Origin of the sequence: Devosia sp., from assembly GCF_028290625.1 — a bacterium.
Taxonomy (GTDB): domain Bacteria; phylum Pseudomonadota; class Alphaproteobacteria; order Rhizobiales; family Devosiaceae; genus Devosia.
In genome coordinates this window covers 187491-199712 of record NZ_JAQGJM010000020.1, presented here as the reverse complement: position 1 = coordinate 199712, position 12222 = coordinate 187491, and the positions used below count along the sequence as shown (strand labels likewise).

Genomic DNA, 12222 nt, shown 5'->3' with positions numbered 1-12222 from the left:
GCAATATGCTGAACACTGGGCGCGGTTTCATGTCCCAGGCGCCCTGGCTCAGCATCGTGCCCGGAATGGCGATCTTCCTCTGTGTTCTCGGCTTCAACTTCATCGGCGACGGGCTTCGCGACGTCCTCGACCCCCATTTGAAGGACTGACATGAGCACCGAGCGCAAACATGCCCGCACCGACCGCCGCCCGACGCTCTCCGTCCGTGGCCTGTCCGTCGCCTTTTCACGGCACGGGGGCGAGAACAGGGTCGTAGACGATGTCTCCCTCGACGTCTGGCCGGGCGAGATCGTCGGCGTGATCGGTGAATCGGGCAGCGGCAAGACATTGACGGCGCTGAGCGCATTGCGGATGCTGCCCAAGCGGGCACAAGTTGTCTCGGGCGGCATCCGTCTGGGCGATACCGAGATCCTTGCCCTCAACGAAGGCGAGATGCGCGCATTGCGCGGCGACCGCATCGCGTTCATTCCGCAGGATGCGATGCAAGCGCTCAACCCGACCATGCGGATCGGTCGCCAGGTCGGCGAACCGCTTGAACTGCACAGGGGATTTTCTCTCGGCCGCGCCAAAGACGCGGCGATTCGCCTGCTGGAGGCCGTCCACATCCGCGACGCGGGGCCGCGGTCACGAGCCTTTCCCCATCAGTTTTCCGGCGGCATGCAGCAGCGGGCGATGATTGCCATGGGACTTGCGCTTGACCCGGAGCTCATCATCGCCGACGAGCCGACCACGGCGCTCGACGTTACCGTGCAGGCGCAGATCCTCAGCCTGATCCGCAAGCTGCAGGCCGAGACCGGCACCGCGGTGATCTTGATCACCCACGACATGGGCGTAGTCGCCGAAATGGCCGACCGCGTGCTGGTGATGAAGGATGGTCGGGCCGTCGAGGCCGGCCCGGTACGCAACATCTTCGCCATGCCAAAGGCGCCCTACACCCAAGCCTTGCTCGCGGCCGTCCCCCGATTGGGCGAAATGACCGGCACGACCATGCCGAAGCGTTCGGTTCGGACGTCGGAGCAGACAGCGCCCAAGGAGGTGGTTGAAGTCGACAACCTCACCGTGCGTTTCGACATCCGCTCCGGCTTCTTCGGTCGCGTCGAGCGCCGTGTCCACGCCGTCGAGGGCATCGGTTTCAAGATGTTTGCCGGCGAAACCCTGGCGCTAGTCGGCGAGAGCGGCTGCGGCAAGTCCACCACGGGCAAGGCGTTGCTCAACCTCGTGCCGTTCACAGGCGATGTTCGCATTGCCGGCACCCATACCCAAGGCCTCCGCACCGACCAGATGAAGCCGGTTCGTCGCGATATCCAGATGATTTTCCAGGACCCCTTCGCCTCGCTCGATCCGCGCATGCGCGTCGGCGACCTGGTGGCCGAACCGCTGCGCATTCATGGCCTGGCCACCGGCAGCGAATTGACCGACCGCGTCGCCTATCTGTTCAAGCGTGTCGGCCTTTCCGCCGATCTGCTGGAGCGGTATCCGCATGAATTTTCCGGCGGCCAGCGCCAACGCATCTGCATCGCCCGCGCCCTGTCGCTGTCCCCCAAGATCATCGTCGCCGATGAAAGTGTCTCGGCGCTCGACGTCTCGATCCAGGCCCAGGTGCTCGATCTGTTGCAGGACATCCAGAACGAGACCGGCATCGCCTATCTGTTCATCTCGCACGACATGGGCGTGGTCGAGCAGATCAGCCACCGGGTCGCGGTCATGTATCTTGGCCGCTTCGTTGAAGTGGGCACCCGCGCCCAGGTGTTCGATAACCCGCAGCACCCCTACACCAAGGCGCTGATAGCGGCCGTGCCTGTCCCCGATCCGACCCGCGAGAAAAAACCCTTCAGCCTTCTCACAGGCGACATTCCCAGCTCTGTGCGGCCATTTTCCTATGAGCCGCCTTCAGCCATTTACCGCGATGTTGGAGATGGGCACCTGGTGGCAGAACTCTCATGACGGCAGAAGCGAACTCCAGATCACCGGCCTGGATGCTCCCGAACTGGTGCTTTAAGACCGCGCGGCCAACCAGTGCATCTGTTCAGTTTCCTGGAACGCGCCCCCGCCTTCGTGATTGTTGAAAGCATAGTCGACAATGGTCTTGTCCGCGCCGGCATAGGCGTTGAATGCCCCATAGACCGTCGATGCCGGGCAGATATCGTCCATCAAGCCGACTGAAAACAGCGCCGGGGCCTTGGCCTGCCGGGCGAAACAAACACCGTCGAAATAGCGCAGCGTGGTGAAAGTCTGCTGGACCCTGTCGCGATGGGTGGCGAGATAGCGGGAGATTTCGCCATAGGGGTCGCGTGATGCTAGACCGACCGCGCGTGGGAAATCGCAGAGGAATGGCACGTCGGCCATCAGCGCGGTGACGCGAGCATCTATCCCGGTTACGGCGAGCGAAATCCCGCCCCCCTGGCTGCCGCCGACGACCGCGATCCGGCTGGCATCCACCGCAGGGTGATCGACCAGCGCGTCGATGGCACGGACGCCGTCCGTGAACACGCGTCGGTAATAGTAGTCTTGTGGCGAGTGGATGCCGCGGGTCATGAATCCGGGATGGGCCGGCGTCGAGCCGACCGGATCGGCCGTATCGCCCTTGCTCCAGGAACTGCCCTGCCCTCGGGTATCCATCCGGAAATAGGCATAGCCCGATGCCCCCCAAAACAGGCCTTCGTGCGGAAAGCCACGCCCGCCGCCATAGCCGACATACTGAACAAGGAGCGGCAGCGGCTTGGTATTGCCGGCCGGCAGCATGAGCCAACCCTTGATCGGATGACCGCCAAAGCCGGGAAAGGTGACGTCAAACACGTCGATCAGCTTGAGCGTCAGCGCCATTTTCTCAAAAGTCGCTTCGCCGCCAAACGAGCGCGCTTCGGCAATGGTCGAGCTCCAGAACTCGGCAAAATCCTTCGGCGTTTCTACAGCACTTTGATAGCCGCTTAGCTGCGGCTGGATCAGATCGTTAAACGGCATGCGCTTCCCTCGATGGCAATGGCACGGACGATAGGCCGGGACGGGACGGATTTCCATAGGATGGAAGAAATCGCTGGTTACGCTTTGCCCCCCGTCCGCATCTATTTTTGGAGATGGCGATTGCCTCAAATTACGCCAAAAAATTTCGCTCGCCATAAAATTAGCCATTGACTCGTTTTGACGCCGCGTTAAGGTTTGTACCAATGTGAAATTGGTTCAGAGCTGCTGGGGCAGATGGATAACCGGGGCGTCACAAACAATTCTCTGATCGTGCGCTCCCGCTTGATGGATCTCATCAGGAGCGGTGCGCTGGGCGCCGAAGGCCGCCTGCCGACGGAGCGTGAACTCTGCGTCAATCTGGCTGTCAGCCGGCGTGCAGTGCGGCTGGCCATCGAGTCCCTAGAAGCCGAAGGGCTGGTCTGGCGGCGGCAGGGCAAGGGAACTTTCGCCGGCCGTGAACCCGATCCCACCGGCGTCATGGCGGCGGCGCTCGTTGGCGATACCACCCCGATACAGGTGATGGAGGCGCGGCTCTGCATCGAGCCGATGCTGGCTTCGCTCTGCGCCAGTCGTGCCCTGCCCGAGGATATCGCCCGCATGCGCCATCTGGCGGGCCGCGTGGCCGAGTCACGCGACGCCGACACCACGGAATTGTGGGATGGGGCGCTGCACCGCCTGATCGCCGAGTGCTCGCACAATCGTCCGCTGATGACGATGTTTGCCCTGCTCGACGAAGTGCGCGCCAGCGAATCCTGGCGCCAGGTGCGGGCCAAGGCGCGCTCGCTCGAAACGCTCAAGGTCAGCGACAGCGAGCATCGCGCCATCATCGACGCGATCGAGGCGGGCCAGGCGGACGTCGCCGGCCGCGCCATGCACTCGCACTTGTCTACCCTTATGGGCAATCTCACCAAGCTCCACGGCACGCCGCCGCAGACCCCAATCCCATATCTCGCCCAATTCTAAGGAGCAGGCCACGTGACGCAGCCGCTGACTACAAGCGATATCGAAGCGGCGGAAAGGGTGCTGGGCGTGGCCTACAGCGCCAGCGAGCGGCAGCAGATGCTGGACAATCTTGAGGGCCAGATTGCCTCGGCAGCGCTACGCCGCGCGACGCCGCTCGACAATGCCGTGCCGATGGCATCGCGCTTCGATCCGCGTCTGCCCGGTTTCAGCTTGCCTTCGGCCAAGGGAACACGATTCAGCGCGCCCGCCGCCGTCGCAGTCCCCGACAGTGACGAGGACATCGCCTTCGCACCCATCACCCAGCTTTCAGCCTGGCTCGGCGCGGGCACATTGACCAGCCGGCGGGTGACCGAGATTTATCTGGCGCGCATCGAACTGCTGGATCCCAAGCTCGAATGTTTCGCCATGGTCACACCCGAACGGGCATTGGCCGAAGCCGATGCGGCCGACGCATTGCTGCGCGTCGGCGTCAACCTCGGGCCACTGCACGGCATTCCCTATGGGCTCAAGGATCTGTTCGATACGCGCGGCATCGTCACCGGCTGGGGCGCCGAGCCTTTCCGCGACCGCGTGCCGGAGACCGATGCGACCATCGTGGGCATGCTGCGCGCGGCCGGTGCGGTGCTTCTGGGCAAGACGACCCTCGGGGCGCTGGCCTATAACGACATCTGGTATGGCGGGGTCACCCGCAATCCGTGGAACCTGAATGAAGGATCGAGCGGCTCCAGCGCCGGCTCAGCCTCGGCGACCGCCGCGGGGCTCTGCGCCTTTGCCATTGGCACCGAGACGCTGGGCTCGATCACCTCCCCGAGCCAGCGCTGCGGCACAACGGGCTTGCGTCCCACGTTCGGGCGCGTATCTCGCGCCGGTGGCATGGCGCTGTGCTGGTCGCTCGACAAGGTCGGGCCGATCTGCCGCTCGGTGGAAGACACTGCGATCGTCTTGGCAGCGATCAATGGCGGCGATCTGGCGGATCGCTCATCGATCGACGCGCCGTTCAATTTCGATGCCACGGCAGGGATCGCCGGCATCAAGCTGGGCTATATTGCCGACGCCTTTGGGGAAGGCGCCACGGAAGTCGATCATGCGGCGCTGGCGGCGGCTCGCCATCTCGGCATCGAGGTGGTGGAAGTCACCCTGCCCGACCTGCCCTATGGCGCGCTGATGAACGTCCTCTATGCCGAGGCGGCGGCTGCGTTCGAGGAATTGACGCTGAGCGGGCGCGACGACACGCTGACCTGGCAGGACGACGGCGCCTGGCCGAACACGTTCCGCAAGGCGCGGTTCCTCTCGGCGGTCGACCATATCCAGCTCGACCGGCTGCGCTATCAGGTGATGCAGGCGCTCGACGGCGTGTTCAACGAGGTGGACGCCCTGATCGGGCCATTCATGACCGGACCAATGCTGGTCGCCAGCAATTTCACCGGCCATCCGTGTCTGCACCTGCGCGCCGGGTTCCTGGATGTGGGTTCGCGCGGGCTGGCCTCACTCGGCTCGGGCACCATCACTTTGGGCGACGAAAACACATCGGGCCCAACCTTTACCGTGCCGCAGGGCATTTCGCTGTGGGGCAAGCTGTTTGACGAGGGGACGATCCTCAATCTCGGCATGGCGCTGGAGCGGGAACTGGATGTCGCCAGCCGCCGCCCGGGCTTTACCGCCTGATCCGACCATGGCGTCGATCGCCCGAGGCGGCCGGCGCTAACGAGCCTGAGGGAGGAGACGCCTGAGCGGAGCACCGCCGGGCGCGTCAGCAGAAGCCCGCAAGCAGCGGGACCGATTGTCTTTCGCCTATTCGTCCGGAGCACCGGCCGATATCTCCAACCGCAGGAAATCTATCATGAAGCGCAGGGATTTTTTGATTTCGACCGCCGCCCTCATGGGCAGCACCGCCGTGTTCACCAACCTCACCACGCTTTCGGCCGTGGCACAGGAGACGCCGGTCAAGGGCGGCACGCTGATCTGGGGTCACTCCGAGACGGTGCAGAACCTCGACATGCACCAGACCGGCACCGCCTCCACCAGCCGCGTGCTGCAGAACGTGCACTCTTCGATCGTGACGGTCGACGCCAACCTCAACGTCATCCCAGGCCTTGCCGAGAGCTTCGAGGAAGCCCCCGACGGGCTGACCTATACCTTCAAGATGCGGCCAGGCGTCAAATTCCATAACGGTGCGACGATGACGGCGGCCGACGCCAAATACTCGTTCGAGCGCTGCAAGGACCCGGCAACGGGTGCGGTCAACTTCGAGGTGTTCAACAATGTCGCCTCGATGGAAATGCCCGACGAGATGACGCTGGTCATCAAGATGAGCCAGGTCAACGCGCCGTTCCTCGCCCGTCTCGCCGAAAACGGCGCCGGGGTGATCATGCCCAAGGATTCCGGCGACATCCAGGGCACCACACCGACCGGCGCGGGTCCGTTCAAGTTCGTCAGCTATGAGGCCGGCAATGCCGTCACCCTGGCGCGGTTCGACGAATATTGGGATGGCCCGGCCTATCTCGATGGCGTCGTCGCCCGCGAGATCACCGAGCCGACGGTGCGCCTGACCGGGTTGCGCACCGGCGAATTGCACATGATCAACGACATCCCGCCCGACCGGATGGAAGAGATCAAGGGCGACACCACATTCCAGACGGTGTCGTGGTTCCCGCTGAACTTCGATTTCATCAACATGAACAATGACTTCGAGCCCTTCAAGAATCCCAAGGTCCGCCAGGCCTTCGACATGGTGATCGACAAGGAACTGTTGCTGCAGGGCGCGCTCTGGGGCCAGGGCAAGATCACGGCGTCGCCGAGCTATCCGACCTCGTCGGCCTACAACACCGCCCTGGTCAACCGCCCGCAGGATATCGCAGGCGCCAAGGCACTACTGGCCGAAGCTGGTTATGCCCCGGGCGCGCTCAAGATCGTGTTCAAGGCCACGACCAATTATCCCTACCACATCGAAGCGGCGCAGATCCTGGTCGAGTGGTTCCGCGAAGCCGGGGTGGAGCTGACCATCGAGCAGCTTACCTGGGCCGACTGGCTGAGCCAGGTGTGGACCGACAAGGACTTCGAGATGTCGATGATGAACTTCTTCGGCCTGTGGGAATCCGACTTCCTCTACTACAGCCTCTATCACTCGACCGGCGGCTTCAACTATCGCCACATCAATGATCCGGTCATCGACGAACTGGTGACCCGCGCCCGCGTGACGGTCGACGGCACCGCCCGCGCCGACATCTACAAGCAGGTGCAGCAGCGCGTGTTCGACGAGGCGCTCGACGTGGTCATCTGGTTCCGCAACGGCTCGGCCGCGGCGCAGACCAGCGTCGGCGGGCTCGATACCCTCGTGCATCCAAACGGCAACGCGTTGCAGTTCCACAAGGTCTGGCTCAAGGCCTGATCGCCTTCGCCAAATAGTCTTTCGCTCCGGCCGGCCCGCTTGTGCGGACCGGCCAATCTTGACGGACCCTTATCCAGGCAGGCCGCATGAGCTATTTCCTCAATCGCACGCTCTCTATTCTGCTGACGCTGTTGCTGATCTCGATGATCACCTTCGCCGTGACCAATATCCTGCCCGGCGACGTGGCGATGATGATCATGGGGACCCAGAGCAATCCCGAGGCCTTGGCCGGATTGCGGCAATCGCTTGGGCTGAACGATCCGATCTACATCCAATATGCCCACTGGATCGGCGGCATGCTGACCGGAAACTGGGGTAATTCCCTGATTTTCAAGGTGCCGATCGCCACCCTGTTGCTGCAAAAGGCCACCGCCAGCGCCATCATCGTGGTCATGTCCATGACCATTGCCCTGGCCTTGGCCGTGCCGCTCGGGGTCTGGTCGGCGGTGCATCGCGATAAGTGGCAGGATACGGTCAGTTCCAGCGCCGCCTTGTTCGGCGTCAGCCTGCCCGACTTCTTCTGGGGCATCATGCTGATCTTGCTGTTCGCCCGCACCCTGGGCTGGTTTCCCTCCAGCGGGTTCAGCGATCCCGGCGAGGATTTCAGTCAATCGATCTACCACGCCTTCCTGCCAGCATTGGCGCTGGGCCTCGGGCTAATGGCGCATCTCACCCGCATGACCCGCTCAACCATGGTGGGCATTCTGGGCCAGGAATTCATCCGGGTCAGCCGCGCCAAGGGCCTGTCCGAGCGCACGGTGGTGTGGCGCTATGCGCTGTCCAATGCCATCGGCCCGGTAGCCACCATCGCCGGTCTGCAGATCGGCTATCTGTTCGGCTCGATCATCGTGGTGGAAACCCTGTTCAGCTATACCGGCATGGGCTGGTTGACCTATCAGGCGCTACTCAACCGTGACGTGCCGCTGATCCAGGCCTCGGTCTTCGTGATTGCCGCCGTGGTGATGCTGACTAATTTCCTCGTCGACCTGTTCTATCTGCTGGTCGACCCACGCGTCAGGCTGGGGTGAGTGCAGTGAAGCGTTTTCTCACCACCAAGGGCCTCATCGGTATCGCTCTATTGGGCCTTGTCCTGCTGGTCGCCATTCTCGGACCGTGGCTTGTTCCCGCCGATTTTGCCACCCGCATGGACATGCGCGCCCGGCTCAGCGGACCCACATTTGCCCACCCGTTCGGCACCGACCAGCTTGGGCGCGACCTGTTCTTCCGTGTCGTACTCGGCGCGCAGACCTCGCTGACCATCGCTCTGGCGGCGGTGATCACCAGCATTGTCATCGGGCTGCCGCTCGGTCTCATTTCGGGCTACGCCCGTGGTCACGTCGACAATGTGCTGATGCGACTGGTCGATACGATGCTGGCCTTCCCTGCCCTGTTATTGGCCCTGACCATTAGCGCCATGCTGGGGCCTAATCTGCAGAACACCATCATCGCCATCGGCATCGCCTTCACCCCGTTCCTGGCCCGTATCGTGCGCGGCGAAGCGCTGCGCGTGGTCCAGATGCCCTATGTCGAGGCGGCCCGGGCCTCGGGCACCAATGACGTACAGATGATCATCCGGCACATCCTGCCCAACATCATGCCGCAGATCATCGTGCAGGCCACGATCAGCCTGGCCTTCGCCATCCTCGCCGAAGCCGGGCTGTCCTTCCTCGGCCTCGGCACCCAACCGCCGCAATCGTCCTGGGGGCTGATGATCCAGGCTTCGCGCGACTATCTCGACGTTGCACCCTGGACCGCATTGGTGCCTGGCATTGCAGTTGCGCTGACCGTGCTCGGCCTCAACATGTTCGGCGACGTGCTGCGCGATGTGCTCGACCCGAGGGCAAGATGATGGAGCCCGCTATGCTGGATACGACGATTGCCGCCCCCTCCCCGCTGGTGTCCATCGAGGGCCTGCGCGTCGAGTTCAGAATTGACGGCAGCACCGTGGTCGGCGTCGAGGATGTCAGCTTCGCCATCCGGCCAGGCGAAACGGTCTGCGTCGTGGGCGAGAGCGGGTCGGGCAAATCGGTGACCTCACTGTCGCTAATGCGCCTGGTCGAATTCGGCGGCGGCAGCATTACCGGCGGCAGCCTGCGATTCACCCGTGCCAGCGGCGAGGTCATCGACGTCACCAGGGCCAGTCCGGATGAGATGCGCTCGATCCGCGGCAACGAAATCGGCATGATCTTCCAGGAGCCGATGACCTCGCTCAATCCCGTGTTCACCATCGAGCGGCAACTCACTGATGGTCTGCAGGTGCACAAGGGCCTCAGCGGCGACGCAGCGCGTGCCAAGGCGCTGGAGCTGCTGCAATCGGTGCGCATCCCCGAGCCGGAACGGCGCCTCAAGCAATATCCGCATGAACTCTCGGGCGGCATGCGCCAGCGCGTCGTCATCGCCATGGCCATGGCGTGCGAGCCGCGCCTGCTGATTGCCGACGAGCCAACTACGGCGCTGGACGTCACCATCCAGGCCGAAATCCTGGGCCTGATCGACCGCCTCAAACGCGAAAACAACATGGCCGTGCTGTTCATCACGCACGATATGGCGGTGGTGGCGCAGATGGCCGACCGCGTCGTGGTGATGTATCGCGGCCGAATCGTCGAGGAAGGTCCGGTCAACGAGATCTTCGAGAACCCGCGCGAGGATTATACCCGCGCCCTTCTCGCGGCCGTGCCCAAGCTCGGCGCCATGGCCGGCAAGACCGCACCGGAGCCGATGCCGATCATGGGCGCGACGGCAGCCCCGATCGCCGAAACCACCACGGAAGCCGCGCGCACCCCAAAAGTATTGCTCGAGGTCAAGAACCTGACCACGCGCTTCCCAGTCAAGGGCGGTCCCCTGCGCCTCACCGTGGCCAATGTGCACGCAGTCGAGGATGTCAGCTTTTCCGTCAATGTCGGGGAAACGCTGGCGCTGGTCGGGGAATCGGGCTGCGGCAAGTCGACCACCGGTCGCTCCATCCTGCGCCTGATCGAGGCACATTCCGGCTCCGTCACGCTCGACGGCTGGGATGTCCGGGCGCTCCGGACGGCCGATCTGCGCCGCGCCCGCCGCGACATGCAGATGGTGTTCCAGGACCCCTTCGCCTCGCTCAATCCCTATCGGCGCCTGCGCGACCAAGTTAGCGAGCCGCTGATCAATTTCGCCATCGCCTCGGGCAGTGCGCTCGATGACATGGTGGCCGACCTGTTCGACCGGGTCGAACTGCCGCGCGCCTTCATGCGCCGCTTTCCCCATGAACTCTCGGGCGGGCAACGCCAACGCGTCGCCATCGCCAGGGCCTTGGCAACCAATCCGAAACTGATCGTCGCCGACGAGGCGGTTTCAGCGCTCGACGTCTCGGTGCGGGCGCAAATCCTCAACCTGATGATGCAGCTGCAGCGCGATCTGGGCCTGTCATTCCTGTTCATCAGCCATGACATGGCCGTGGTCGAGCGGGTGTCGCACCATATCGGGGTGATGTATCTAGGGCGCATCGTCGAGCTCGGCACTCGTGCCGATGTATTCGAGAACCCACGCCATCCCTATACCAGGACACTGCTGGCCGCCGTCCCGATCGCCGATCCGCGCCAACGCCGACTGCATGATGACCGCAGCTTCCGCGCCATTCCCTCGCCGGTGTTCCCGGTTGGCTACACGCCCACCCCATCGACTTATGACGAAGTGAGCCCCGGCCATTTCGTACTGCAAGAACAGAACTAACATTCCGACAGGAGAAGACAATGCCGATCAAGAACCGCGTTTCCGACCTGCATGCCGAAATCACCGCGTGGCGCCGCGATATTCACGAACATCCCGAGCTGATGTATGACACCAACCGGACCTCGGCGACGGTGGCCGCCAAGCTGCGTGAATTCGGCTGTGACGAAGTGGTCGAAGGCATCGGGCGCACTGGAGTGGTGGGCGTGATCAAGGGCCGCATGAACACGCGCGGCCATGTCGTGGGCCTGCGTGCCGACATGGACGCGCTGCCGATCCTGGAAGCCACCGGCCTTGCCTATGCCTCCAAGACGCCCGGCAAGATGCATGCCTGTGGCCATGACGGCCACACCGCCATGTTGCTCGGCGCCGCCAAATACCTGGCCGAGACGCGCAATTTCGATGGTTCTGTCGCGGTCGTGTTCCAGCCTGCCGAGGAGGGCGGCGCCGGTGGGCAAGCCATGGTCAAGGATGGCCTGATCGAGCGGTTTGCGATCAAGGAAATCTACGGCATGCACAACCAGCCCGGCCTGCCGGTCGGCAGCTTCTCGATCCGGCCAGGCGCCTTTTATGCGGCGACCGACAATTTCACCATCGACGTCAAGGGCAAGGGCGGCCACGCCGCCAAGCCGCATGCCACGATCGACACCACCGTGATCGCCAGCCATATCGTGTTGGCACTGCAAACCATTGCCTCGCGCAACGCCGATCCTCTGCAGTCGGTGGTTGTCTCGGTCACCAGCTTCCGCACCGAGAGCGATGCCTACAATGTCATTCCCGAGCACATCGAATTGCGGGGCACCGTGCGCACCTTCGACAAAGCTATTCGCGCCATGGCCGAGGAACGGTTGATCGCCATCGCCGGCCAGACTGCGGCCGTCTTTGGCGGCAGTGCCACGACCGTGTGGGAGCCGGGCTATCCCTCGATGGTCAACGCCGAAACCGAAACCGAATTCGCCGCTGCCGTGGCCCGGCGTGTTTCAGGCCTGCCGGTGGTCGACGCACCGGCCATCATGGGTGGCGAGGATTTCGCCTATATGCTCGAGGCTTGCCCCGGCGCCTACATCCAGATCGGCAACGGCGATACGGCCGACGTGCACCACCCGCTCTACAATTTCAACGACGAGGCCATTCCATCCGGAGCATCCTACTGGGCCGAGCTGGTCGAAACCCGGATGCCCGCCGTCTGAAACTGCTATTCTTTACGC

Annotated in this window: 9 protein-coding genes and 1 pseudogene; 9 read left to right on the top strand and 1 reads right to left on the bottom strand. The window is 63.5% G+C overall.

Annotated features, from left to right (window positions below):
• Window positions 1-149 (top strand): annotated as a pseudogene (locus JWR51_RS11390) (glutathione ABC transporter permease GsiD); the annotation flags it as partial.
• 1 nt (window position 150) lies between these two features.
• A complete protein-coding gene (locus JWR51_RS11385) occupies window positions 151-1944 on the top strand; it encodes an ABC transporter ATP-binding protein (protein WP_299747447.1) in 1794 nt (597 codons plus the stop codon).
• Window positions 1945-1995: 51 nt separating this feature from the next.
• Here the strand turns inward: JWR51_RS11385 and JWR51_RS11380 are convergent, their stop codons facing one another.
• Window positions 1996-2961: an acetylxylan esterase gene (locus tag JWR51_RS11380; RefSeq protein ID WP_299747445.1), complete on the bottom strand. Its 966-nt coding sequence runs from the start codon at window positions 2959-2961 to the stop codon at window positions 1996-1998.
• 234 nt (window positions 2962-3195) lie between these two features.
• On the opposite strand from JWR51_RS11380, the gene JWR51_RS11375 reads away from it, so the two are divergent.
• The 7 genes from JWR51_RS11375 to JWR51_RS11345 all read left to right on the top strand — a co-directional run bounded on the left by JWR51_RS11375 (window position 3196) and on the right by JWR51_RS11345 (window position 12204).
• On the top strand, window positions 3196-3924 hold the full coding sequence (locus JWR51_RS11375) for a FadR/GntR family transcriptional regulator (protein WP_299747443.1): 729 nt from the start codon (window positions 3196-3198) through the stop codon (window positions 3922-3924).
• Window positions 3925-3936: 12 nt separating this feature from the next.
• Window positions 3937-5589, top strand: a complete 1653-nt coding sequence (locus JWR51_RS11370; RefSeq protein ID WP_299747441.1) for an amidase — start codon at window positions 3937-3939, stop codon at window positions 5587-5589.
• A 175-nt stretch (window positions 5590-5764) separates the two neighbouring features.
• Window positions 5765-7312, top strand: coding sequence for an ABC transporter substrate-binding protein (locus tag JWR51_RS11365; RefSeq protein ID WP_299747439.1), 1548 nt, complete (start codon window positions 5765-5767; stop codon window positions 7310-7312).
• Window positions 7313-7398: 86 nt separating this feature from the next.
• Complete coding sequence (locus JWR51_RS11360; protein WP_299747437.1) at window positions 7399-8340, top strand: ABC transporter permease; 942 nt, start codon at window positions 7399-7401, stop codon at window positions 8338-8340.
• Between the two features lie 5 nt (window positions 8341-8345).
• On the top strand, window positions 8346-9161 hold the full coding sequence (locus JWR51_RS11355; RefSeq protein ID WP_299747436.1) for an ABC transporter permease: 816 nt from the start codon (window positions 8346-8348) through the stop codon (window positions 9159-9161).
• Between the two features lie 11 nt (window positions 9162-9172).
• Entirely contained in the window at window positions 9173-11017 is a 1845-nt protein-coding gene (locus JWR51_RS11350) for an ABC transporter ATP-binding protein (protein ID WP_299747434.1), read from the top strand.
• Between the two features lie 20 nt (window positions 11018-11037).
• Complete coding sequence (locus tag JWR51_RS11345; RefSeq protein ID WP_299747432.1) at window positions 11038-12204, top strand: M20 aminoacylase family protein; 1167 nt, start codon at window positions 11038-11040, stop codon at window positions 12202-12204.
• The last annotated feature ends 18 nt before the right edge of the window (window positions 12205-12222 follow it).